This is a genomic window from Pseudomonas versuta, assembly GCF_001294575.1.
Classification (GTDB): domain Bacteria; phylum Pseudomonadota; class Gammaproteobacteria; order Pseudomonadales; family Pseudomonadaceae; genus Aquipseudomonas; species Aquipseudomonas versuta.
This window is the reverse complement of sequence record NZ_CP012676.1, coordinates 1,541,688-1,565,791: the sequence shown is the minus strand read 5'-3', so window position 1 is coordinate 1,565,791 and position 24,104 is coordinate 1,541,688. Positions and strand designations below refer to the sequence as shown.

At 60.6% G+C, this 24,104-nt stretch carries 17 protein-coding genes, 1 pseudogene and 1 riboswitch; of the genes and pseudogenes, 6 read left to right on the top strand and 12 right to left on the bottom strand.

Annotation, left to right across the window (positions count from 1 at the left end; translation table 11 throughout):
- Positions 1-61 precede the first annotated feature (61 nt).
- Positions 62-247, top strand: coding sequence for a hypothetical protein (locus AOC04_RS07005; protein WP_060691857.1), 186 nt, complete (start codon positions 62-64; stop codon positions 245-247).
- A 42-nt stretch (positions 248-289) separates the two neighbouring features.
- Here AOC04_RS07005 and AOC04_RS07000 read toward each other — a convergent pair whose 3' ends face one another.
- The 5 genes from AOC04_RS07000 to AOC04_RS06980 all read right to left on the bottom strand — a co-directional run bounded on the left by AOC04_RS07000 (position 290) and on the right by AOC04_RS06980 (position 7,824).
- A complete protein-coding gene (locus AOC04_RS07000) occupies positions 290-1,501 on the bottom strand; it encodes a M24 family metallopeptidase (RefSeq protein WP_060696892.1) in 1,212 nt (403 codons plus the stop codon).
- A gap of 991 nt (positions 1,502-2,492) precedes the next feature.
- Positions 2,493-5,822, bottom strand: a complete 3,330-nt coding sequence (locus AOC04_RS06995) for an ImcF-related family protein (protein WP_060691855.1) — start codon at positions 5,820-5,822, stop codon at positions 2,493-2,495.
- A gap of 9 nt (positions 5,823-5,831) precedes the next feature.
- Positions 5,832-7,061 carry a hypothetical protein gene (locus tag AOC04_RS06990; RefSeq protein WP_060691853.1) on the bottom strand — a complete coding sequence of 410 codons (1,230 nt, stop codon included), beginning with the start codon at positions 7,059-7,061 and terminating at the stop codon, positions 5,832-5,834.
- A gap of 2 nt (positions 7,062-7,063) precedes the next feature.
- A complete protein-coding gene (locus AOC04_RS06985; RefSeq protein ID WP_060691851.1) occupies positions 7,064-7,327 on the bottom strand; it encodes a PAAR domain-containing protein in 264 nt (87 codons plus the stop codon).
- A 110-nt stretch (positions 7,328-7,437) separates the two neighbouring features.
- On the bottom strand, positions 7,438-7,824 hold the full coding sequence (locus AOC04_RS06980; protein ID WP_060691849.1) for a hypothetical protein: 387 nt from the start codon (positions 7,822-7,824) through the stop codon (positions 7,438-7,440).
- Between the two features lie 838 nt (positions 7,825-8,662).
- Between AOC04_RS06980 and AOC04_RS06975 the strand changes: the two genes are divergently transcribed.
- Entirely contained in the window at positions 8,663-9,109 is a 447-nt protein-coding gene (locus tag AOC04_RS06975) for a YqaA family protein (RefSeq protein WP_060691847.1), read from the top strand.
- A gap of 276 nt (positions 9,110-9,385) precedes the next feature.
- Positions 9,386-12,436 (top strand): annotated as a pseudogene (locus tag AOC04_RS06970) (RHS repeat-associated core domain-containing protein); the annotation flags it as partial.
- A 109-nt stretch (positions 12,437-12,545) separates the two neighbouring features.
- Here the strand turns inward: AOC04_RS06970 and AOC04_RS06965 are convergent.
- From AOC04_RS06965 to AOC04_RS06945, 5 genes are read right to left on the bottom strand one after another with little or no spacing between them, the layout of a single operon-like run.
- The gene (locus tag AOC04_RS06965; RefSeq protein WP_060691843.1) at positions 12,546-13,457 is read right to left on the bottom strand and encodes an SMP-30/gluconolactonase/LRE family protein; all 912 of its coding nucleotides are present in this window, start codon (positions 13,455-13,457) and stop codon (positions 12,546-12,548) included.
- A 10-nt stretch (positions 13,458-13,467) separates the two neighbouring features.
- Positions 13,468-14,430: an ABC transporter permease gene (locus AOC04_RS06960; protein ID WP_060691841.1), complete on the bottom strand. Its 963-nt coding sequence runs from the start codon at positions 14,428-14,430 to the stop codon at positions 13,468-13,470.
- On the bottom strand, positions 14,427-15,431 hold the full coding sequence (locus AOC04_RS06955) for an ABC transporter permease (protein ID WP_060691839.1): 1,005 nt from the start codon (positions 15,429-15,431) through the stop codon (positions 14,427-14,429). The genes AOC04_RS06960 and AOC04_RS06955 overlap by 4 nt, the downstream gene beginning before the upstream one ends.
- On the bottom strand, positions 15,428-16,882 hold the full coding sequence (locus AOC04_RS06950; protein ID WP_060691837.1) for a sugar ABC transporter ATP-binding protein: 1,455 nt from the start codon (positions 16,880-16,882) through the stop codon (positions 15,428-15,430). Before AOC04_RS06950 ends, AOC04_RS06955 begins: the two co-directional genes overlap by 4 nt.
- A gap of 24 nt (positions 16,883-16,906) precedes the next feature.
- Complete coding sequence (locus AOC04_RS06945; RefSeq protein ID WP_060691835.1) at positions 16,907-17,929, bottom strand: ABC transporter substrate-binding protein; 1,023 nt, start codon at positions 17,927-17,929, stop codon at positions 16,907-16,909.
- A 233-nt stretch (positions 17,930-18,162) separates the two neighbouring features.
- Between AOC04_RS06945 and AOC04_RS06940 the strand changes: the two genes are divergently transcribed.
- The 3 genes from AOC04_RS06940 to mntP all read left to right on the top strand — a co-directional run bounded on the left by AOC04_RS06940 (position 18,163) and on the right by mntP (position 21,024).
- Positions 18,163-19,401, top strand: a complete 1,239-nt coding sequence (locus AOC04_RS06940; protein ID WP_060691833.1) for a GAF domain-containing sensor histidine kinase — start codon at positions 18,163-18,165, stop codon at positions 19,399-19,401.
- A 14-nt stretch (positions 19,402-19,415) separates the two neighbouring features.
- Positions 19,416-20,159 (top strand): response regulator transcription factor, encoded by a 744-nt coding sequence (locus AOC04_RS06935; protein ID WP_060691831.1) that lies wholly within the window; start codon positions 19,416-19,418, stop codon positions 20,157-20,159.
- Between the two features lie 115 nt (positions 20,160-20,274).
- Positions 20,275-20,447: riboswitch (yybP-ykoY riboswitch) on the top strand.
- A 7-nt stretch (positions 20,448-20,454) separates the two neighbouring features.
- The gene (mntP, locus tag AOC04_RS06930; protein WP_060691830.1) at positions 20,455-21,024 is read left to right on the top strand and encodes a manganese efflux pump MntP; all 570 of its coding nucleotides are present in this window, start codon (positions 20,455-20,457) and stop codon (positions 21,022-21,024) included.
- Positions 21,025-21,071: 47 nt separating this feature from the next.
- On the opposite strand, the gene AOC04_RS06925 is transcribed toward mntP, so the two are convergent.
- Positions 21,072-22,256, bottom strand: coding sequence for a sugar transporter (locus AOC04_RS06925; RefSeq protein WP_060691828.1), 1,185 nt, complete (start codon positions 22,254-22,256; stop codon positions 21,072-21,074).
- Between the two features lie 481 nt (positions 22,257-22,737).
- On the bottom strand, positions 22,738-23,901 hold the full coding sequence (locus tag AOC04_RS06920; RefSeq protein ID WP_060691826.1) for a metallophosphoesterase: 1,164 nt from the start codon (positions 23,899-23,901) through the stop codon (positions 22,738-22,740).
- Positions 23,902-24,104 lie beyond the last annotated feature (203 nt).

Sequence of the window (24,104 nt, the reverse complement as noted above, 5' to 3'; positions counted from 1 at the left end):
GGCACCTCCCGAACAAGAGGTGGCGGCGTGGAAAACGGACAGCAAAGCCGGGACATGGGACATGACAAATACCCTCATTGTGTTGTTCTTGGCAGGGGTAATGGGTCAGCAAGCGCTGCGCGTCTGGGCACGCATGCGCGGGTTCTTGGCAACGACCGTTAAAGCGATTGACCGGTTTTACGATCGCTACGCAATCGATCGCAGCCTCGCTCTGCGAGTCAGCGCCTACACATGCGCCAATCTGTAGGCGCTGCCGAAGGCTGCGATCGGCGACGCAGTCGTCGTAAAACTATTTCTTGATGATGTTGTGCTCCGGGCCATATGGGAAACGGGTGATGTTTTCCCCGCCCTGCTCATTGACGATCAAAATATCGTGCTCGCGATAGCCGCCCGCCCCCGGCCGCCCTTCAGGGATCATGATCATCGGCTCGATGGAGATCACCATGCCCGGTTCGAGCACCGTATCGATGTCTTCACGCAGCTCCAGCCCGGCCTCGCGGCCATAGTAGTGACTCAGGGTGCCAAACGAGTGGCCGTAGCCGAAGGTCCGGTACTGCAGCAGGTCGTGCTCCAGGAATATCTCGTTGAGTTGCAGCGCAATATCCGAGCAACGCATGCCCGGCTTGATCAGCTTTAACCCGGCTTCATGCACCTTGACGTTGACCTCCCACAAGCGCAGATGCTCGTCGGAGCAGTGATCCAGAAACAGCGTGCGCTCCAGAGCCGTGTAATAACCGGCAATCATCGGGAAGCAATTGAGGCTCAGAATGTCGCCCTTGCTCACCTTGCGCGTGGTCACCGGGTTGTGTGCGCCGTCGGTATTGATCCCCGACTGGAACCAGGTCCAGGTGTCCATCAGCTCGGAGTCCGGGAAGGTGCGGGCAATTTCGCGCACCATCGCCTGGGTTGCATGCAGGGCCACTTCGTATTCCGGGACCTGGTCGCGCAAGGCTTCAACAACGGCAGCGCCGCCGATATCTGCAATTCGTGCGCCATGACGGATAATCGCGTGTTCTTCTGCTGACTTGATCATGCGCATACGCATGCACGGTGCGGCAATATCCACCAGTTCGGCCTGCGGGTAACGGCTGGCGAGCTTGTCGCGATTGAGCAAGTTCAAATGATCAAACTCGATACCGATGCGCCCTGCACTCGGTAGTACCTGCTGGATCGCGACAAAGTAGTTATCGCGCTGCCAGTCGGTATACACAATATTGTGGGTACCCATGGTCCGGCGCCATGGCTGGCCGCCATCGATGTTGGCACTGATGGTGACCGCACCATCCTGGGTCACGACCAGCGCGTAATGCCTCCCGAAAGAGCAGTACAGGAAATCGCTGTAATAATTGATGTTGTGATACGAGGTAAACACCGCCGCATCAATATTGTTCTGCGCCATATACGCGCGCAGCTTGGCCTGGCGATTGGCATATTCCTGGGCAGAGAACGTTGCAGTGACTTTCTCACCGTTTTTGATCTCAATGGTTTTCGGCATTTGCATGTCAGTTACCCTGGTCTGTGATCGAACTTCGAAGCCGCCGTCAAGCGGGTCGTTGAGGATCATTCGAACAGATAAAAAGCTGACTTTTTTGTGTGAATCCGACCTGTAGTTGGTCATACCCGCTGTAGCCCCACCGCTCCCAGCCTGTAGCTTGAGGAAGGGATGCTTAATCCGCTTTTCGTAGCAGTCGCCGAAGGCTACGTCCGGTCGCGCAGCGACCATCACGCTCATTGCCGCCCACCTGTAGTCGCTGACGAGGCACGAGGCTGCGATGGACTGCGCAGCAGGCCCCGCAATTGAAGGCCCTGCGGCCCTTATCGCAGCCTCGTTCCTCGTCAGCGACTACAACTCCGCTTTTCGTAGCAGTCGCCGAAGGCTACGTCCGGTCGCGCAGCGACCATCACGCTCATTGCCGCCCACCTGTAGTCGCTGACGAGGCACGAGGCTGCGATGGACTGCGCAGCAGGCCCCGCAATTGAAGGCCCTGCGGCCCTTATCGCAGCCTCGTTCCTCGTCAGCGACTACAACTCCGCTTTTCGTAGCAGTTGCCGAAGGCTACGTCCGGTCGCACAGCGACCATCACGCTCATTGCCGCCCACCTGTAGTCGCTGACAAGGCACGAGGCTGCGATGGACTGCGCAGCAGGCCCCGCAATTGAAGGCCCTGCGGCCCTTATCGCAGCCTCGTTCCTCGTCAGCGACTACAACTCCGCTTTTCGTAGCAGTCGCCGAAGGCTACGTCCGGTCGCGCAGCGACCATCACGCTCATTGCCGCCCACCTGTAGTCGCTGACGAGGCACGAGGCTGCGATGGACTGCGCAGCAGGCCCCGCAATTGAAGGCCCTGCGGCCCTTATCGCAGCCTCGTTCCTCGTCAGCGACTACAACTCCGCTTTTCGTAGCAGTCGCCGAAGGCTACGTCCGGTCGCGCAGCGACCGTAATCCAGCGTGCACAATGGCTCCGGTTTCACTCGTCAGCTGCTACGAGGGGTTTCAAAGGGTTTTTGCGCCGTTCTCGCCAAGGAATATCTGCCCCGGCAGCGTGAAGTTGCGCAACTTGAGCAAGGCCAGCGGCCCGGCATCCAGTTCGGTGCGCAGGTGCCAGGTCAAACCCAGCCCGTCCGGGGCATCGAGCACCAGCCGGTAGCGGCTCTCTCCATCATTCAGCGGCGTGACCCGGGCTTGTTCCAGCAGGCGGATCAACCCCCAGGTGCCCGGGTAATCACCAAACAAACGTTCGCCGGTGCGCACGCTGATCCAGCTCAGGCTCGCCCCCGGATGGTCGCTGCTGCCCGGCCAGTTGAAGCGCTGCCAGAACTCTCGCTGGTTGAAGTACTCATGTTTGGCCCCGTTGAAAATGAAGGTGGTCTGCACCACATCGCGCACCGCTTTGCCTTGCAACTCAAAGCTCAGGCCCATGCCACCGTCGGTGTAGAGCACATCCGCCAAGTGGCTCAGCTGGTTGATCGCCGCCACAAACTGCGGGTTCAAACGCAGGCCCTGCGCATGCTGAGGGTCGGCCACCCAGCGGCTGCCTTCCTTGCGCAAGACCCCGCTCAGCTGGCTTTGTAAAAAGCGTTCGATGCGCCCCGAATCAGCCCGAATCATTTGCCCCAGCATCGCCAGCGAGGCATCGCTGCGGGTGTCGGCAAACGGGTAGCGCCCGACAAAAGCCGCCTGCCAGTCGCTGACAATCGCCCGCTGCCACTGGCTGTTGAGCCCTGCCGCCGAGGGCTGCAGCACCCGTTGCCAGGCTTGTTCCAGCGGCTGCACGAACAGGGTCTGGCCGACGCCGCTCCACTGTTCGCCCAGGCTGGCGGCCACCAGGCTGGCGTAGGACCGGGTGTCCGTGAGGTCGATGCTCTTGCCCTGAAACACGCTTTGCGCCAGCGCCTGGGTCATGGCCTGCGGGTCGGGCGCGGTGCTCACTTGCTGCAGTTTCAAGCGCACCCGGGTGACCCGAGTCAGGTAGGCCTGCAGGCTCAAGCGCTCGGTCTCGGTATTGCCCGCCAGGTCCTTGCCCAGCAGGCTCAGCAGCGGACCGAACGTGGCGTCCAGCGGGCTGCCCGGGCCCCGGACTTGCTGGTCGATCGCTTCGACCTTGTCCTGGTTCATCAACTGCTGCGCCGACTTCATCAGCGAGTCAGCCAGGGCCTGGCTGCGGGTGCCGGCCTGGCCCTGATAGGCCAGGGTGTTCATCAGCGCAATCAGCGGTGACTGGCGCACATCGCTCATCAGGGTCAATTGATCGATCACCCCCGGCAAGCTGGCGGCCTGCTGCCAGCGCAGGCTGTTGAGAAAATCCAGCCAGGCGTTGGCGTAGTCCTGAAAGTAGCGTTCGGTGAGGCGTTCACGCAGTTCGTCAGGGGTCAGTTGTTGGGCGATCTCGGCCTGATTGTCGCTGAGCACCCAGTCGATTTCCTCGCGCCGGGCGTCGGCGATCTGTTCAATCCCCCGGCGCACCTGACCCTCCCAGGCCTGGCGGGTGAACACCCCCGGCACCCGCGCCGCCGTGGAGAACAGCGCCGCCGCGTCGGTTTCAGCCACCATCTGCTGCAAGCTCAAATCGGGGTAGTGATGGGCCGCCGCGTCGAGCACCTGACGGTACAAGTGGGTGTCGGCATTGCGCTGGCCCAACTGGCTGAGCAGGATCTGGCGCGCCTGCGCCACCAGCCCCGGGTCGGCCTTGATGGCCCACTGCGGATTCGCCGCCAGATGCTCACCGTAGAACTGCCACAGGCTCGGCGACAGCGCTTGCCAGAGCCCCGGCGACACCCCTTCGCGCAGCGGGTCGGCGGTGCCCAGCGCCTTGACCAAAAAGCTCGCATCGGCTTTTTCCGGGCGCGCCAGCATCAGGTACGCCTTTAATTGTGCATAGGCGCCTTGCGCCCGTTCGGCCCGTTGCGGGCTGCCCGCCGGCGAGCGGATCAAGGCATTGAGCTGGCGCTGCAACCTGGCCGTCGTCAGGTCACGCAGCACGCTATTGTTGGCCTCGACATAGCGCGGCCACATGACGTCCAGCAGGTGCTGGTTCTGGCTCAGGCCAAAACGCAGATACCAGGGCTCGCCATGTTCGGCGCGATAATCCAGGCGTCCCAGCTCGCGCACCAGATCGTTGAACGCCCTCAGTTGCTCGTCCGCATTGCCCGGCTGCTGCAACGCCGCCAAGGCGCTTTGCACCTGGGCGATCTGCACCCGGTTGCTGATAAACGACAGCAACAACCCCGCGCCCCACACCAACGCCAGACCCAGCGCCAGGCCATAAGCAACCCGCGGAACGCTCCAGCCCAATCGACGGCGACCGGACTTGTCGCCCAGCACCCCGTGCCACGCCGCAGGCGCCAGCCAGTCGTGTTTCGATTCATGGCTCGGGGCCGCCAGCGGCAGGCTGAACCACAACCCGCGCAACGGCACGCCATGGCCGAAACAGGCGGCCAGCCGCGCCAGGGTACACCGCCAGCGGGCAATGCCCCCGACCTGCAAATCCCGCGACAGACGCAGCAAAAAATCGTGACTCCTGTCGGTGTTCATCTGCTCCAGCCCCTCACGACGCAGAGGCTCGAGCAAGGTATTCAGCGCAGTTTCCAGCGCCGCAGCGCTGTCTCGTGCAGGCAACCGGCAACCGACCTCCTGCAGCTTGCGCGAGGGCTGCGGCCAGGCACTCTCGCAGACCTGCCACAGGTACAACGGCAACTGCCAGTGCAGGCTGCGGGCCAGGCTCTGCAACTGCCGCGCACCCGAGGTCGTTGCCCCGTCATCGGCGTAATGGGCTGCAGTCAATGCCCAGACCACCCCGTCCAGCGCACGCCAGCGGCTGAGCCCGGCCCAATTGCGCTGGAACGACTCTGCCGCCAGCAGCGCGCTGCCACCCCACAACAGCACGGTGCCCTGCCCCTCCAGCCACTTCTGCGCGGCCAGGGTCGGAGCCACGGCTTCGATTTCTGCCGGCTCACCCACCACCAGCAACAGCCGGACTTTATAGCGCCAGAAGAGGCCGTATTGATCACGCAGGTGAGCCTTGAGCAAACCCATTTCTTCAGATTCAGGCCCGCCAGCCGGTGCAGGCGGTGGCACATTATCCGCCTCCACTTCGCGGTAAGCCGAGCGCCCCAACTGCTGCCCCAACAAATGGTAGCCAGCGATGCACATCACCAGAAGCAAGGTCGTGGCGCCGATCACCCACAACCCCATTGCCTGGCGTTCACTGCCAGACTTGAACCCCACCACTTGCGGGTTATGCCAGACCAATACACCAAGGCTCGTACCGATCAGCAACACCACGATCAGTAGGATTGCCAACCACACAACACGTCGAAACTGCATGGGAAATTCCTATTTCGAAAGCGATGGCACAGGCGTCACGACCGTGCTCCAGAGCCCTGTATCAACACAGCTGCCCCCGCTGAAAATGAACTGCGGCCCGGCGCCGCATTGAATGGACTGTGTTGCAGCGGCGATCGCCAGCCAGGGCGACGCTTTGCCCGGGTGCCCCAGCACCGTATCCAGGTTGCAAGCCCCTTCGCTGTACTTCGCCGGGAGCGGCACAGCTGCCATGACCGAGGACACGCCGGCATCACGCTGTGCAGCAACCGCCACCCGCCACGTCTGCTTGATGGATGGCGCGTCCAGCGGTACCCAGTCCAGAGACTGGCGTGCGGCATGGAGCAAGGCGTCTGCAGTGGGTTGGCGCTCCTGCTCCGGGCGATGCAGGCAGGCTATAGATGGCAGGGTGGATTGCGTCAGGCGGTTGCCAAGCAGCAGCCCCACCATCGCTTCAGCCGTCCCTTCAGGCTGTTGCGGCATAAACTGGAACGCCACCACCAACAGCAACGCCTGATCACCTATACGGTGGTCGAGCCACTGATCCAGCGCCTTCAGCCCGCCGCCTTCAACCGGCACGGTCGACTGGCGGATCCCGGACTCGCTCCAGGCCTGTCGCCATACCCGCTGCAACAGGTTCTGCGCCAAGCCGCTCTCGACCTCCAGCAACAAGCCCAGCGGTGTATCGTCAGGTAGCTGAGTCAGGGGTTGCGCAAGGTCGGCAAGTACCTGCGTCAGTACTCGCAGCAACAGGTGTTCAGGGCCTTCATCGGTGTCGCCTGACAAGCGACTTTGACGCAGCGCTGCGCCACCCGGCACAGACGGCTGAGCTACCAGAGCGCTGGTCCCGCTCAACAATGCATCCCGTTGTACTGCCGGCACCCCTCCCGGTTCTTGCAGAGCGGTGTGCAGACTGACAGCCAGTACCTGCTGAACCCGGCGACCTCGTCTGACCTTGTTAATCAAGCCCTCTTCACGTGCCTTGTCCCAGCCGTCAGCGACCTGCTGCTGACCGAAGTACAACAAAACCCGCGCGAAACCGAGCAGGCACCAGACCAGCAGCGGCAGACCCAATGCCAGGCCCCAGAAACTGACCGGCTGTTGACGCCATGCTTGAGTCCCGAACAAAAACGCAGCGCCCGCCAGTAACAGCAGCAGTGGCAGTACACCCAGCCACAGCCAGCCTCTGGGCCGTGCCGGGCGTGGAGCCAGAGCCGGGACTTGATCCAGTCTGACCGGCATGGCTAGCTCGCCCCCGCAGCAGGCAATGAGGAAATCAACGTGCAACCGCAAGCGCAGCGATGCCCGTGAAATGCGACCCGAACTCCATTGTCACGAAATACCGGATGGCCCTCGGCAATCACCGTGCGGCCATGGCCCGGCACAGGGCAGAACACCGGATCGCCCTCACGGGCCACTCCGATACCGCCGAACTTCATGGCGCTGGACCCAGCGAGAACGGTGCCGCCACCGGTTGTTTTGTCGTCCTTGCGAATGATGCCCTGCATGTCTTATTCCTTCTAAAAAAACAAACCGGATAACTACGGGTTCTGGCTTTGCTGGCTCACAACTTCATGCCGCGAGAAAGTCCCGTTCTGTAATACGTAGTCAGTTGAACTTAACGGCCGCCCGCGGGCGTCGACATTGTCAAACCACTCAATGGAAAACCCCTTGGCATTCCATCGCACTGAAGAAAAATCCGACTCAGGCGCCTGAAGCCGCTGACGACCCCGTTCAATGCCCGCAGGGGCTTGATCTCGGGCCGGACAAACCCCCGATAGGGCAGCGGTTTAAGGGGGGCGTAGAGGCTGAAACTGGCGTTTTTGCCGAGCATGGATTCGGCCGCGATATCAGTGTCGGTGCAAGTGAATTCAATTCGGTAGTTGAACACCTGGCTCAGGCCTTCGCGGCCCTCGAAGGCGAGGACGTCGAGCGGCGAAGTAACATTACGTACCCACAGTTTATGGCGGCTGTGGTCAAAAAAAGTGCGCAGTTGAGTAGACATGTTCAGGCCTCCTTGGCGACTAATAAATCCTGTAACTTCAGTTGCCAAAGCCTGCTTCAGGTAATGACGAAGTTGTGTTGGTTAACTGTGGTATTGCGGGTATGGAAAACGGGGGCGGCGCAACTTCGAGTAGCAGCTCTATAGGGGCCGGCGCACGCACGCTCACGGCTTTAGCCTCAAGCGCGATGGCTAAGGAGAAATACAACGATTGGCCTGTTGCATGACAAAAATTCGGAGGGGATTCTAATCAGTCCAGATCGTTAAAAACAAATAATAAATAATAAATTTTCATGAGGACTTATACATTCAGATTTTGCATCTTAGGAATTCTCTTAAATCACCTGAGACTTTTCCTATATATATCCACGAAGTCTTATGAAAGTGGTTGCGATATATACACTTCAATCGAACTTATACGTTGCAGCCCAATGATTAATTCGGTGTTTACGGCTTTTCGACGGGACGCTTGGCGGTGGGTAGTCGATGACGAGGCACGAGGCTGCGATAAGGGCCACAGGGCCTTCAGTTACGGGGCCTGCTGCGCAGTCCATCGCAGCCTCGTTCCTCGTCAGCGACTACAGGAATACCCGCTTTGCGTAGCAGTTGCCGAAGGCTACGTCTGGCGGTGTGCCGTCGCTGTCGAGGTATGAAGCAATGGCTGTAGGCCCCTTCCTAAAAAACTGCGGCGTATTCCGCTTCATATGTGCTGCAAGATATTGCTACCCCACTACAAACCCCGGTATCTCTTCAGGGATGATGTTAAAACCCCTGCGGCGCAGCAGCCTCACAAAAGCTCCTGCAACAAGTGTGTGTACCCCCATCACCTGTGGACACCCCAGTGTTTGAAATCACCAGCTATCTAGGGCTGTTTCTGGCCGCCTTCGGTGCCGCTTCATTGCTGCCAATGCAATCTGAAGCGGTACTGGTCGCCATGCTGCTTTCCGGTAAGTACGCGGTAACCACCCTGCTGATCGTGGCCACCCTGGGCAATGTTCTGGGCTCGATACTGAACTGGCTGCTGGGGCGCTCGGTTGAACACTTTCGGCACAAACGCTGGTTCCCGGTAAGTGAACAAAAGCTCGCCAGGGCCCAACAGTTCTATCTTCGCTACGGCCGCTGGTCATTGCTGTTGAGCTGGGTGCCGATCATTGGCGATCCACTGACCATGATCGCCGGCGTCATGCGCGAACCGCTATGGCGCTTCGTGCTAATTGTCACAGTGGCCAAAGGCGCCCGTTATCTGGTGCTGACAGCAGTGGCCCTGGGCTGGGCATCCCACACTTGAAGAACCAATTACCTACATAACTTTCGCTCAATTCCTAGAATCTCAGAGACACGGCCTGCAGCCAGACTCAACGCAGCCTTGCACACTTGCGTAACCGAAAAATCCTGATGCTCAATTGCGTCAGGACGACCGCAGCGCAAGGAAAAGCGGATGTACCGTTCACTGCCCCAGCCTCGCTACAACCTGAGCCCTGAAGGTTTTGGCATGGCTCCTCAACCCCCTTCTTTTGACCGCCCCCCCGGTGCTATCGAGCAGGAGCCGAGCAACTGGCCTTCGGTATCAATGGTGACCGGCGAAGTACGGCTCAGGCTGAGCGATGGCACACTCGACGGGCCCCTGCCGTTTGAATGGACGCGCCTGTATTGCACCCGTTTCGTAGACACGGCCAGTGATCTGGGCTTTGGCTGGAGCCACAGCCTGTGCCACCACCTGCAACGGGATGACGACGGTCTGCTGTGGATCGATAGCGAGAATCGCCAGACCCGCTTCGTGTGGCCCGGCGCGCAACGTCCGGCAATCACCTGCGCGCAGGTCAACGCTACCATCTACCTGGGCGACACCGATGGTGAACTGATCATCGCCCAGGCGGGAAAGCACTGCCGTTTCTTTCACTTTCAGGACCTCAAACTGTCCGCCATCAGCGATGCCTACGGCAATCGCCTGAACATTGACTGGCACCTCGGACGCCTGCAGCGCATCGACAACGGCGCCGGGCGCGCCCTGTTGCTGCGCTACCAGCAAGGTTTGCTGTGCGCAGTGGACTATCAGCACTATGACGACAATCATGAATCCGGCGATGCCCGGGGTCAGCCCCGGGCCGATCGCTGGAGCACCCTGCACACGCTCGTCACTTACCGCTACAACGACGCCGGGCAACTGACCGGCGCCAGCAATGCACTGCAAGAAACCGAGCAGTATCGCTACGACGCCTGGCACGTGATTCAGGAGCGGCAACTGGCCGGCGGAGCAGTGTCTTTCTGGACCTGGCAACACGCAGGCAAACACTCGCGCTGCATCCACCACACGACCAACTTCGGGCAGATGCATGTGGACTATCAATGGGATGACCGGGGCGCCGTCACGGTCAGGCATCAGGATGGCAGCCAGCACACCTGGGTCCATGACGCCAACGCCCGCCTCGTCAGCCACACAGGACCGGGCGGTGCCGAACACCATTACTCCCATGATGAGGAAGGCCGGCTGATTGCTGAAAAGGACCCTGCGGGCACCCTCACCCGATACCGCTACAACGAAGCCGGGCAACTCTCGGCGGTCATCCCGGCCCTCGACGAACCCACGTTTTACAGCTACTTGAACGGTCACCTGCACAAGGTGCAACGCGGCCTGGCCTGCTGGATATACGAGCACAACGCCCGGGGCGACATCACCCGGCAAATCGACCCCGACGGAAATGTCACGACCTGGAGCTACACCTGCAGGGGGCAAATCAGTGCCAGGGTGCTACCCGACGGTGGCTATCACCGGCTCACCTGGAACCGCCTTGGCCAGCTACTGGACGAGACCCTGCCCGACGCCACGCAACAGCGTTACAGCTATGACCTGCGGGGTCGAAAAACAACCGCTCAGGATCAGTACGGCGCCATCACCCGCTACCAGTGGGACGCCCTTGGACGCCTGAGCCAAATGATCCTGCCCGGCGGCAAAACCCGCGCCTGGAGCTACAACGCCTATGGCAAGGTGGTCGCCCAACGGGACGAGCGCGGGCAGATTACCCGCTACGAATATGCCGACAACCTGCCCATGCTCAGCAGCCGCATCAACCCCGATGGCAGCCAGCTCAATTACCGCTATGACAATTGTCTGCTGTTGCTCACCAGCATCGAAAACGAACGTAACGAACACTACCTGCTCGACTACCATCCCGGCGGCCTTGTCCGTCAGGAAGTCGGCTTTGATGGAACCAAAACTGGCTACAGCTACGACCTCAACGGCCGCCTGCTGGAGCAAATCGAATACCCGGATGCGGATTACCCTGACCAACAACCACTGATCACCCTTTATCAGCGTGACAGCGCCGGGCGCCTGCTCCTCAAAACCCTGCCCGACGCCAGCACGATCGCCTGCACCTACGACAACCTGGGCCGTCTGACCCGGGTTACCGACGGCAAATGGCCGCTGGTTTACGAATACGACCTGCAGGACCGGCTGATCACCGAGCATCAGGGCCCGGCCATCCTGCGCTATCAATATGATGTTCTTGGCCAGCTAAGCGCCTGCCACCTGCCAGACGGCAACCAACTGGTCTATCACTATCAAAAAGGCGCTGGCCTGTGCGCCATTGACCTCAATGGCGAACGCCTCAGCGAACACCAATTCGAAGCCGGCCGCGAAATTTCCCGCCAGCAAGGCAACCTGCACAGCCAGTACCGCTACGACCAGCAAGGACGATTGCAAGAGCATGCCATCACCTCCCGCAGCCCCGACCATGGCTTCGGTACCCGGCCGCTCTACAGCCGCCATTACCAATACGACGCCAGCGGCAATCTGCGCTTGCTTGGCGATAGCCGTCATGGCCAGCAAAGTTACAGCTACGACCCCCAGGGGCGGCTGATCGCAGTCAGGGGCAAGGCTGAAGAGTGTTTCGAGCATGACCCGGCCGGTAACCTGTTGCGCCAGAGCGCCAGCGGCAGGGGGCGCAGCAGCCCGGCCAATGTCAAAGGCAACCGTCTGCTCATACAGGGCGACTGCCATTTCGTGTACGACGCCTACGGCAACCTGATCCAGGAGCGACGCGGCGCAGGTCAGCGTCTGGTACGCCATTACCGCTATGACTGCCAGCACCAGCTGACGGCTATCACCCTGCCTGAAGGCAGCGAAATCCAGTACCTCTATGACGCTTTGGGCCGGCGCATCGCCAAACAGGTCGATGACCGGAGCACCCGGTTTGTCTGGCTGGGCGAGTGCCTGCTCAGCGAAAGCAGCAGCCAAAAAGATTTACCAGCAAGTACCTGTTACCGCAGTTATCTCTATGAACCAGGCACCTGTAAACCTCTGGCCCTGCTCCAGGGCGAAGGCCCGGGCGGCTCAATTTTCCACTATCAGCTCGACCCTTTCGGCACGCCCCTGGAGCTGACCGACCCGTGCGCAATAATCGTCTGGTCGGCCTGCTACCGCGCTTACGGCAACGTACACACATTCGACATCGCCGACATCAGCAATCCCCTGCGTTTTCAGGGCCAGTATTACGACGACGAAAGCGGGCTGCATTACCACCGCCATCGCTACTACAACCCAAGCACAGGGCGCTACCTGAGCCCCGACCCGCTCAAACTGGCCGCAGGGCTAAACAGCTATCGCTATGAACCCGTGCTGAGGCAAGACTGGAGGTGCAATACACCCCGCAGGGGCATCAACAACCGCAGCGCCTGCAACACAGGCACTGCACCTGACCACCAACACCAGGATGCTGACTCCGTCAGGGAAACTGCGCCCCCGCCACTGCCACATGAATCATGTAGAGCGAGGTATTGGCCGTAATGAACAGCCGGTTACGCCGTGGCCCTCCGAAGGTCAGATTGGCCACTGTTTCCGGCAGTTTGATCTTGCCCAACATCACCCCGTTGGCATCAAAACATTGAATGCCATCCCCCGCGCTGGTCCAGATGTTGCCCTGCACATCAACCCGAAGCCCGTCAGGAATCCCCGGTTCGATATGGGTAAACACCCTCGACTCCCCCAGCCGGCAGTTGTCGATAACGTTCATGGCGCGGATGTGGTGGGCTGCATCCGGGTCGTGGGAACGGGCTGAGTCGGCGATGTACAGGGTTTTGCCGTCCGGCGAAAAGGCCAGGCCATTGGGTTGTTCGAAGTCGTCGGCAACGCAGGTGATGTGCAACGTATCGGGGTCGATGCGAAACACGTTGCGCCCGCTCTGCTCGGGCTCGGCCTGATAGCCCTCATAATCGCTGAGGATGCCGTAGGTGGGGTCGGTGAACCAGATACTGCCATCGCGATGGACTACCACGTCGTTGGGCGAGTTCAGGCGTTTGCCTTCATATTGATCGGCCAGGGTGGTGATACTGCCATCCGGTTCGGTGCGGGTGACGCTGCGCGTACCGTGCTGGCAGGTCACCAGCCGCCCCTGCAGGTCGCGGGTGTTGCCATTGGCGAAATTGGACGCCGGACGAAACACCGAAACTCCCTGCTCCGGGGTCCAGCGCAGGATGCGCTGGTTGGGGATGTCACTCCACAACAGGTAGCCGCCGTCGTTGAACCACACCGGGCCTTCTGCCCAGCGGCACTTATCGTAGAGGCGCTCAAGCTGGGTGTTGGGCAGGGTCAGGCTGCGAAAACGCTTGTCGTGAAACTCGTAGATATCATCATTCATGGTTCTGTCCTCAAAGGCTGCGCAGCGTCTTGCGCCCGCTGACGGCGGCAATTACCGCGATTATGATGACGCCGGTGAGGATCAGCCGCACACCGGCGCTGGCGCCAAAGGTGTTGAGCATGCTCACCAGCAAGTAAAGAAACAGTGCCGCGCCCCACAGGCCCGGCACGTTGGAAAACCCGCCCGCTACCGACGTGCCGCCAATCACCACCACCGCAATCGATGCCAGCAGGTATTCCTCGCCCATGCTCAGGGACGCGCCTCCGGAAAACCCGGCCAGCAGCACCCCGCAGACACTGGCAAACACCGCACTCAGCACATAGGTGGCCCAGCGCACCCGTTCGACTCGTACGCCGGCCAGTTCGGCAGCACGCATGTTCTGGCCGATGGCCAGGGTCCAGCGTCCATAGCGGGTGCGCGTCAACAGGTAACCGGCGAGTACCGTAAGCAAGGCGACGGCCAGCGCCAGATAAGGAATGCCCAGCCACTTGCCGGTAGAGAACTGGTAGAACAGCTCCGGCGGCGCGATCCGCACGCTGCGCCCGTAGGCAATGGCCATGGACTGCAACAGAAAGCTTGCCGACAGGGTGGCGATGATCGGCGGGATACGCAGCAGGCGAATCAGCGCGTAGTTGGCGCACCCCACCAGCACGCCAACCCCCAGCACCCCGGCCACACCCAAGGCAATCAGGCCGTTCTGGCTGTCCATCAACTTCATGCCGACCGCACCACTGAGGGCGATATTGGCCGGAATCGACAGGTCGATATTGCCGGGGCCGGTGGTGATGACAAACATCTGCCCCACGCCGACGATGACAAAAAATGCCGAGAACGACAGCGCACTGGAGGTCAGCGCACCCGCGCCCTCACCGGCGGTAAACGCCAGGGTGGCCAGCCATACCAGCAAGGCCGCCAGAAACGACCACAACCAGGGTTTGCTGCGAATACGGTTCAAAGCAATGGGCAGGTTCATACCGGACGTACCTCCAGACGGTTGACGGCAGTGCGCAGGGCCAGCACCAGGATCAAAATCGCGCCCTGGGCACCGATCTGCCAGTCGGGGGATATGCGTATAAACGACAGCAGTGACCCGGCCAGCACCAGCGTCAACGCCCCCAGCACGGCACCGACGGGGGATACCCGGCCGCCGGTAAATTCGCCACCGCCCAGAATCACTCCGGCGATCGACAGCAAGGTGTAACGCAACGCCATGTTGGCGTCGGCCGAGGTGGTCAGGCCCACCAGGAACAACCCGGAAAGCACACCGAAGCCTCCTGCCAGGGCATACAGCGTGACCTTGATCCGCAACAGCGACCAGCCGGCCTTGGCCATCGCCAGCGGGTTACCGCCGGCGCCACGCAAGACCACGCCAAACCTGGAACGCATCAAAAACAGGTGTACCGCCACGGCCAGTACCACGCACACCACAATGGCGAACGGCAGTACCGGGGTCTTGATTTTGACCAGTGCCTGCAACCATTGCGGCGCACTGCCGCCGGGTGCGGGCAGCAATAGCACGGCGCCGCCGACCCAGATGAACGACATGCCCAGGGTCACCACAATGGCCGGTAACCGGCGAGTGTGAATCAGCGCCCCGAGCAACGCGTAAACCCCGATGCAGCCCAGCAGCACCAGGCATCCCAGCAGCGGGTGATCGTTGAGCAAGGTAGCTGCCACGCAGGCCACAAAGCTGATGAAACTGCCCAGCGACAGATCAAGGTCGTTGACCGTGATGATCAACATCTGCGCGATGGTGGCCAGGGCAATCGGCACTGCCAGGTTGAGCATCAGGTTCATGCCCATGTAACTCATGGCCCGTGGCTGCATGATGAAAATCGTCACCAGCAGCACCACCAGAGAAATGGCGGGCAAGGCGTTGCGCAACCAGCGGGCGCGATTCACCGCCCCGGTTGCCGATCCCGAAACATTGGGCGCAGCTGGTTTTTTTAACGTCATGGGTTGAGGCGCGTTCATGCCACCTCCTCCTGAAAGGAACTGCGCAGGATTTGCGCTTCGCTCAGTTCATTGCGCGGCATGTCTGCCACAGCCTGACCGTTGCGAAACACGTAGATGTGATCACAGTGGTTGAGCTCTTCAAGTTCGGTGGAGTACCAGATGAAGGTGCGCCCGCGGGCCGCCTCTTCCTTGATGATGGCGTAGACCTCGCGCTTGGTGCCCACATCGACCCCGCGCATGGGGTCGTCCATCAGAATCAGCTCGCTGTCACTGGCCAGTGCCCGGGCAAACAGGGCCTTTTGCTGATTGCCGCCGGAGAGCGACAGAATCGGATTGTTCATGTCCGGGGTGCGGATGTTCATCCGCTGCTGCCACTTGGCCGCCATCGCCTGTTCTGCCTGCGGGTCGATCAACACCCCGCGCCTGAGCGCCGCCAGAGAGCTGATGGTGATGTTCTCGGCAATCGACCACAAACTGAACACCCCGTCGGTCTGCCGGTCGCCTGCCACCATGGCCACCCGCTGCCCGCTGGCAACCCGCTCGCGCAGCAACTGCACCAGCAATTGGCTCTGGCCCTGGCCGGCAAGCCCGGCCAGACCGACGATCTCACCGGGCCAGGCGGCCACCGTCTGCCCGTTCTGCTGGCGTGCCGGCAACTGCTCGACCACCGGTGCCTGCCCGTTGCGCCTGGAAATAAACGCCTGAGCCTGATCCTGGGGTTTGCTCACCGTGCCCATGCACTCCACCAGTGAGGCGTGGGTGAAAGCACTGGCAGCCCGCACCTCGACCACACAGCCATCGCTCATAACCGCAATGCGGTCACAGGTGGCGAGCATCTCGCCCAGAATGTGGCTGATCAGCACCACACAGCCGCCACTCTCGACGTAGCACCGCACGTGGCGCAGCAATTGTTCGGCGACTCGCGCATCCAGCGACGAGGTGGGTTCATCGAGAATCACCAGCGCCAGATGCTCATCCACACAGGTAAAAGCACGGGCGATTTCGACCATTTGCCGCTGACCGATGGGCAAATCCGCCACCACATCGCCCGGGCTGATCCCGTGGCCCGGAAAAATGCTGTCCAGAGTGGCCACAATCAATGCCCCCGCCTTGCGCCGCCAGCCAAAGCCGCGCAGGCCGGGGCACATCAACCGGGTATTTTCGGCCACGGTCAGGTTGGGGCACAGCGACAGTTCCTGAAACACGCAGCGAATCCCGTGTTGCCGGGCCACCTGTACCGAGTAGCCACTGCGCACATCCGCACCGCCCATCAGCACCGCGCCGCTATCGGCTCCCAGCGTCCCCGCCAGAATATGCATCAGGGTCGACTTGCCCGCGCCGTTGTGGCCGATCAGCCCCAGACACTCGCCGGAGTGAAACATCAGATCTACGTCATTTAATGCGCGCACGGCGCCAAAACGCTTGCCGACCCCCTTGAGGTCAACCAGCGCTGCTTGAGTAACAGTCATTGCACTCTCCTCGACCGGCCACGCTTATTGAGGTGCAGGGCTCTTCAGTTGCGCAACGTCGTCGACGCTGTAGACGTGACTGACGATCCCACCCTTCTCCAGGCCTTTGAGCGAGCTTTCGAGGGTGTCCTGGGTGACGCTGATCGCGGGCGACAGCAGGTCATGGGGCAACTGTTTGCCGTCGAGCAATTGCTGGGCGACCCAGAACGACAGGCTGGAGATGCTCGGCGCGCTGGAGATCGAGAACGACTCGTAGCCGTTGGCGTCTGTCTGCTTTTTCCACCACGCCAGTTCTTCTTCGCGGTTACCGAAAATGATCACAGGCAGTGGCCGGCCCGCTGCAGTGAAGGCCTGGGCCACACCGAAGCCGTCATCCCCCTGGGTCACCACCGCGTCGATTTTCGGCAAGCTGGGCAGGATACCTGCCACCGCTTTTTGGGCCGCGGTCTGCGACCAGTTGCCGTTGACCGAGCCCACGACCTTCAACTGCGGGTGCTTGCTCGCGCCGGCAACGACCCCGGAGTGAATCATCTCGTCAACCGAGACCCCGGCCAGGCCGCGCACTTCAAGCACATTGGCGCCGTCGGGGAAGCGCTTGGCCAGGTAGTCCATGCCATCCATGCCGCTTTTTTTGAAATCCATGGAAATTCTGTAGGCGCAGGGTTCAGTGACGATGCCGTCGAAAGACACCACAACAATTCCCGCATCGCAGGCCTGTTTGACCGCACCGTTGAGTGCCGTGGGCGAAGCCGCATTGATCACGATGGCGTTGTAGCCCTGCAGGATCAGATTCTGGATCTGCGCCGCCTGCTCGGTGGCCTGGTTTTCACCCGTGGTGAAGGAGTCCGCACCGGCAATGATCCCGGCCTTGACCGCCTGATCAGTAGTCTGCTGCCAGCTGTTGAGCATGCTCTGGCGCCAGGAGTTACCGGCATAGTTATTGGACAGCGCGATGGTTTTGTCGGCCGTGTCGGCCTGGGCGTGCATGAAGGGGGTAATCAGCAAGGCAGTGGACAATAAGGCGCAACGCAGCGTGTGACGTTCCATGACATGACCCTTGTTATTTTTGTGGGCTAATTGACACCCTCAGTCTGATCGGGCCACGGGCCTCTGTCTGGGGCGTTGATGCACACTTGATACCCTTTGCGCGCAAATAACCTGCGGGAACCCGCAAAAGAAACGCGTAAATGTGCAGGGTTATTGCCCCTGACCGGACGCTGCTTTGGGTCATACTCGGGTATCGGGCCGCCAGCGGGTGTGCCTCTGACGGATTGCAGCACATGAGCCAAAGAGTCCCCATTGCAGCTGAAAACGTATTGCATCATTTTCTCGGGATTTCCCGCGCGCTGGCCGGGCGCCTGGACTTTCAGTCAATGATCGAAGCGGTCTCCGAAGAGATCCGTTTTATCCTGCCCCACGATCATCTTGACGTCAGCCTGTTGCTGGATGACGACAGTCACCTGTCGGCCTACGAAACGGGTTTGCACACCTCCTGGAGCGATTTTGCATTTCATCCGCTGGAGATTGCCCGCAGCCCCATCCGCGCGCTGTTGCTGGGAATGGAGCCGTATATCCTCAGCGATGATGCGATGAATGACCAACGCTTCCAGTTCCCCGGTGCGCTCAATCACCCGATTTTCGATGCCAATTTACGCAGCCGCCTGCACGTCCCGTTGCGTGCCCGGGGAGAAGTGATCGGCGCCCTGAGTTGCTCAACCCACGCTGCCAACTTCTACACCCTCGATGATGTGCGCCACACCCAGCATGTAGCCGACTTGCTGGCGTCTTATCTATATGCCCTGCGCCAGACCGAACAGGCCAAGCACCTGGCAATCGCCGAAGCGCAGATCCGGGCCCGCGAAGAAGGCCTGCGCCTGGGTGTGCTGCGCCTGACCGAAGAACTGGAAAACGAGCGACAGCGCATCGGCATGGACCTTCACGACCAGACCCTGGCCGACATGACCCGCCTGCACCGGCGTATTGCCCGCCTGCAACTGCTGGAGCAGATCCCGGCGACAGAGTTGGTCCCGGTCGGCCAGGCCCTGCAAGAAAGCATGCAGGAGCTAAGACTGATCATTGATGCGGTCAAACCTACCGTGTTGCAGCTGTTCGGTTTTGTCGAAGGGCTCGAAGACCTGCTGCTGCGCAGCGTTCGCAACAGCGGTTTAAACATTGTCACGCGCCTGCGTGACAACACCGGCGGGCTGGCCAACGACCTGGCTGAACCCCAGCAGATCGCCCTGTTCCGGATCATTCAGGAAGCGGTCAATAATGCGATCAAGCATGCGGCACCGAATGTGATCATCGTCGAAATCACCGCCTCCGGCAGCCACTTGCAACTGACCATTGTTGACGACGGCCCCGGGCTGGACAGCGTCAGTCGACTGGAAACCGGCGGCATCAAAAACATGCGCATACGCGCACAACTGCTTGGCGCGCAGGTGCAGATCGAGAAAGGTCCGCATGATAAAGGCACCTGCGTGCAAGTCAGCCTGCCACTGCCAGCGCAGGCCGAATAGGTAGAGAAGACACCATGGAAATCCTGTTGATCGAAGACGACCCGGTGCATCGCGCCTTTTTCAGGGAAGTGATCGAGGTCGCGCTGCCGGAATGCGAGCGCCTGCATGAAGCCGAAGACGGTCTGGCCGGCGAGCGTCTGGCCCATGAATTTGCCATTGCCTCGGTGGTCATGGACCTGCAAATGCCCAAGCGCACCGGGGTCGAAGCCGCACGGGCGATCTGGCGCGAGCGCCCGCACACCTCCATCATGTTCTGGTCCAACTATGCCGACGAAGCCTACGTGCGGGGCATCTCGCGCATCGTTCCCGAGGGTGCGGCGTACGGCTACATCCTCAAGACCGCTAGCGAGGATCGCCTGCGTCTGGCGCTGCGCAGCCTGTTTATCGAGCAGCAATGCGTGATCGATCGCGAAGTGCGCGGTGTGCAGCAAAAGAGCCAGAACCAGTTGCTGGGCCTGACCGATACCGAATACGAAGTGTTGCAGGACATCGCCCTGGGCCTGACAGACCGGATCATCGCCCAGCGTCGCAACCTGTCGTTGCGCAGCGTGCAAAACCGCCTGCAGCAACTGTATGAAAAGCTCGGCGTGCGCCAGCCCTCGACCGACAGCGACAGCACCCCGGCCTTCAACCTGCGCTCAAGAGCAGTCAACGTGGCACTGCTGCGCAAACTGCTGAACCGCACGGCCCTGGAGCAAGCCGAGATCGAATTGCAGGAATGGCTCAAAGACCCGCGGTTCAACTACCTGCGCCATTGAACCGCAACCTTTAGGAGCGAGCTTTTCGACCAGCCAACAGCTCGCGAGCAAGCTCTCTCCTACAGAAGACAAGGGCAATCAAGGATTTCACGTTTTTTTCACATTCAGCTGCTATCCTGCGCGCCTCTTTGGGGAGTAGCTGGCCGTCACACGTGTGGCGGCGCTCTGGTCAACATTCTCGGCAACCTGCCGTGGCCATGGCATCCGTCAGGATTTGCGAGACCAACGACATACCTGTGCTGAAGTCGGGCGCACAGTGTTATGCCGTTGTCTTGAGCCCGACTGGATAATAAACATGAACCCGATTGCCCTGATTCTCCTCGCTTTCGCCATGTCGACAGATGCCTTCGCGGCAGCCATCGGCAAAGGCTCCAGCCTGCACAAACCACGTTTCACAGAAGCCCTGCGCACCGGCCTTATCTTCGGCGTGATTGAAGCAATTACCCCGGTGATCGGCTGGGCCATCGGCAACGCCGCCAGCAGCTATGTCACCCAATGGGATCACTGGATCGCCTTCACCCTGCTGCTGGGCCTGGGCCTGTACATGATCTACAACGGGGTCAAACCCGATGAAGAAGAAGCCGAAGAGAAACCGACGCAGCACTCATTCTGGATTCTGGTGATCACCGCCATCGCCACCAGCATCGACGCGCTGGCGGTCGGGGTTGGCCTGGCATTTGTCGACGTGAATATCTGGATGGCCGCCGGGGCCATCGGTCTGGCCACCATGACCATGGTGATCATCGGCACCATGCTGGGGCGAGCACTCGGCAGTCTGGTGGGCAAGCGCGCGGAAATCGTCGGTGGCGTGGTGCTGATTATCGTGGGTGCAACGATCCTCTATGAACACCTGAGCGCCGTTTAAACCTCACCGGTATCTGACGCAGGCGTTGCGTCAGATACCGGTGCTGATCAGTCCGCCGTGGCAGTACGGTTGATGCGATACAGTGACCAGCTGTAAAAGGCCAGCGCCAGGCCAGCCAACGCGCCGCCCACCAGGCCGATCCAGGCAAAACCGAGATGGCCGCCGACATAACTGCCCAGCAATGCGCCGCCGCCGATACCGATGTTGTAAATCCCCGAAAACATCGCCATCGCCACATCTGTAGCATCTGGCGCCAGCGTCAGTACCTTGGACTGCAACGCCAGGCCGAAGCCCATGATCGCCATGCCCCAGAAAATGCTCAGCACCCCCAGGGACTCAATCCAGCCGCTGGCAGGCAGCAGCAACAACAGGCAACACGTCAGCAAGCCAACTGCCCCCAGCAAGAACCGCTGCGGATTGTGCTTGTGGAACCAGCTGAAGCACAGGGAGCCAATAATTCCGGCACCGCCGAACAGCAACAGGATCAACGTCACCATGCTGCTACTCATGCCGGCAACGCCCTGGACGAAGGGTTCAATGTAGCTGTAAGCCGTGAACTGCGCAGTCACCACCACCGCCGTCAGCACATAGATCGCCACCAGCGCCGGACGCTTGAACAGGATCGGCAGGCTTCTGAGCGAGCCCGAGTTCTGGCTCGGCAACAGCGGTAGCGTGCGGGTCAACCAGAACACCAGCAATCCGGCCAGCCCGGCAATCACAATAAACGTGGTGCGCCAGCCCATGGCTTCACCGAGCAAACGACCCAGCGGCACCCCCAGCACCATCGCCAGCGAGGTACCGGTGGCGAGCAGACCCAAGGCTTGAACCTGCTTGCCCTCGGGGGCCAGACGCACGGCCAGGGAGGCGGTAATGGACCAGAACAGGGCGTGAGACAACGCTACCCCTATTCGGCTGAGTAACAAAATGCCGAAGTTGGTGGCCAGGCTCGACAGCACATGACTGACGATAAACAGCCCGAACAGGATGAGCAGCAGCTTGCGGCGCTCGACATTTCGCGTCAGCAACATGATGGGCAGCGAGGCCAGCGACACCACCCACGCATAAATCGTGAGCATCAGCCCGACGCTGGCCGTGGTCATGTCGAAGCTGGCGCCGATCGCGCTCAGCAGCCCGACCGGGACAAATTCGGTGGTATTGAACACGAACGCGGCCAGTGCCAGTGCGATGACCGGTTGCCAGTTAGCCTGGGATGCAGAAGTGGGGTTGCTCATTTAAGGGGTGAACTACTCGCTAGCGATGGTATGAGAGGCCCGGGATCCGACCTGCCCTGATGCGCCATGTTGCATACACAACAGGCGCCATCTGGACGCTTCGGGCCCGAACCACAGGGGCGGCATTCTATAGACTTATTCAGTGACAGTTGGAGCACATCGAAATTCAAAACCGAGACATATGGCCGCACCCGAGGGGTGAAGTTCAGCCAGGTATTTGCAGTGCCCGGTTCTGGATCAAGGTTAGGTGTTGTTGCCGGTTTGTGCTTTAAAAGACGGTGCTGCTGCGACCACTCAATATCCGTAGCGACCCGCAGGCCCATCACATGCCGGAAAAACGACCCTGTAGTCGCTGACGAGCTATGCGAGGCTGCGATCGACGGCGTAGCCTTCGCAAACCGTCCATCCCTGGTGTGTCAGGTACATCAAGGCTGGAGGACTACGGGCCTTGGCCGATCGCAGCCTCGTGCCTCGTCAGCGACTACAACCCGGGGCCGGTAACGGATGACCCCGGCTGCACCTTCGGCGCACGCAACACTATCTCGGTGATTTCTGAAGGCCGACCCAGTCGAACCGGGAAACCGTTCCACAACCCTGTGCCGTTACTCACATAAAGTTTCATGCCGTCCACTTGATACAGGCCCGAGACAAAGCCTTCATTGGCCCACTTTGCAATGACATGCGGACCCAGTATCTGCCCGCCATGGGTATGCCCCGACAATTGCAGGTCAACACCCTGCCCCGCGTTGGCCAGCGCACCGCCCGGTCGATGGCTGAGCAATATGACCGGATCACCCGCCGGGACACCTTTGAGGGCCTTGAAGATATCCGGCTCCGGCAGTTTGAACGGTTGCGCCGCTTTGTCGGTGACCCCGGCCAGTATCAGGTCACGCCCGTTATGAGTGATCCGCTCATGTTCGTTGAGCAGCATATGCAAACCCAGGTGCTCAAAGGCCGGCAACCAGTGCACGTAGTCGACGTAGTATTCGTGGTTGCCCGGGATGGCAAACACACCATGGCGGGCGCGCAGGTCTTTGAGCGGTTGAACATCCTCGACCCGGGCCTGGGGCGAACCGTCCACCAGGTCGCCGGTGATCAGGATCAGATCCGGTTTCAGTGCATTGGTTTTGTCCACCACGGCCTGGAGCCAGGGCGCTTGCAACAGTCGGCTGGCATGCAGGTCGGTGAGCTGCACAATGCGCAACCCGTCGAGCTCTTCAGGCAGGCTCGGCAACACGATCTCCATGGTCTTGACCTCAGGCACGCGAATCGCCTGCCACACACCGACAGCCGCCAAGCCCATGCTGATCAGGCCAAGGGCAATCCCCAGACGTCGCCCGCCCAGCAAGGCCCGAGCGGTTTTACGCGACAGCGGCCAGACCGCAATGCCCGCCAGGTCCCGAATCAACAACAGCAGCACCAACAGTATCAGGCTGGCAAATGCCCACCCCAACACCACAAGCACCTCACCCGGCACTTCGGGCGACGCCATGCTGCCAAAGAAGGTACGGGTGACAAGGTGGTGCTCGGCGATCAATAGCAGCACAACGCCCAAACCGGACCTGCAGGCCTTGCTTATCGGGAGCGGCCAGACAAAGCGCCAGATCACATAAAGAGCAATGAACGCGGTGATGATATGAAACATGTCTACTCCTGCCATAAGCCTATACGTCTGACTCGCGCACTCTGGCGCAGGCGAGACCGATTTGCACGCGAGCCTGACAACCCGGTCGTATCAGTGCAAACGGCAATGCTTACAGAATGTATCCAAGACCAGAATATCGCCTAATGGATCCATTAAACCCAAAAAAAAAAGATTATCCGTTCGATAATCGGCTATTAACGACA

Excerpts from the sequence above, each read along its gene's own strand:
- AOC04_RS06985 (WP_060691851.1), bottom strand. The coding sequence starts at position 7,327 with ATGCAGGGCATCATTCGCAAGGACGACAAAACAACCGGTGGCGGCACC.
- AOC04_RS07005 (WP_060691857.1), top strand. The coding sequence starts at position 62 with ATGACAAATACCCTCATTGTGTTGTTCTTGGCAGGGGTAATGGGTCAG.
- AOC04_RS06920 (WP_060691826.1), bottom strand. The coding sequence starts at position 23,901 with ATGTTTCATATCATCACCGCGTTCATTGCTCTTTATGTGATCTGGCGC.
- AOC04_RS06950 (WP_060691837.1), bottom strand. The coding sequence starts at position 16,882 with ATGACTGTTACTCAAGCAGCGCTGGTTGACCTCAAGGGGGTCGGCAAG.
- AOC04_RS06945 (WP_060691835.1), bottom strand. The coding sequence starts at position 17,929 with ATGGAACGTCACACGCTGCGTTGCGCCTTATTGTCCACTGCCTTGCTG.
- AOC04_RS07000 (WP_060696892.1), bottom strand. The coding sequence starts at position 1,501 with ATGCAAATGCCGAAAACCATTGAGATCAAAAACGGTGAGAAAGTCACT.
- AOC04_RS06925 (WP_060691828.1), bottom strand. The coding sequence starts at position 22,256 with ATGAGCAACCCCACTTCTGCATCCCAGGCTAACTGGCAACCGGTCATC.
- mntP (WP_060691830.1), top strand. The coding sequence starts at position 20,455 with ATGAACCCGATTGCCCTGATTCTCCTCGCTTTCGCCATGTCGACAGAT.
- AOC04_RS06990 (WP_060691853.1), bottom strand. The coding sequence starts at position 7,061 with ATGCCGGTCAGACTGGATCAAGTCCCGGCTCTGGCTCCACGCCCGGCA.
- AOC04_RS06960 (WP_060691841.1), bottom strand. The coding sequence starts at position 14,430 with ATGAACCTGCCCATTGCTTTGAACCGTATTCGCAGCAAACCCTGGTTG.
- AOC04_RS06980 (WP_060691849.1), bottom strand. The coding sequence starts at position 7,824 with ATGTCTACTCAACTGCGCACTTTTTTTGACCACAGCCGCCATAAACTG.
- AOC04_RS06995 (WP_060691855.1), bottom strand. The coding sequence starts at position 5,822 with ATGCAGTTTCGACGTGTTGTGTGGTTGGCAATCCTACTGATCGTGGTG.
- AOC04_RS06965 (WP_060691843.1), bottom strand. The coding sequence starts at position 13,457 with ATGAATGATGATATCTACGAGTTTCACGACAAGCGTTTTCGCAGCCTG.
- AOC04_RS06935 (WP_060691831.1), top strand. The coding sequence starts at position 19,416 with ATGGAAATCCTGTTGATCGAAGACGACCCGGTGCATCGCGCCTTTTTC.
- AOC04_RS06940 (WP_060691833.1), top strand. The coding sequence starts at position 18,163 with ATGAGCCAAAGAGTCCCCATTGCAGCTGAAAACGTATTGCATCATTTT.
- AOC04_RS06955 (WP_060691839.1), bottom strand. The coding sequence starts at position 15,431 with ATGAACGCGCCTCAACCCATGACGTTAAAAAAACCAGCTGCGCCCAAT.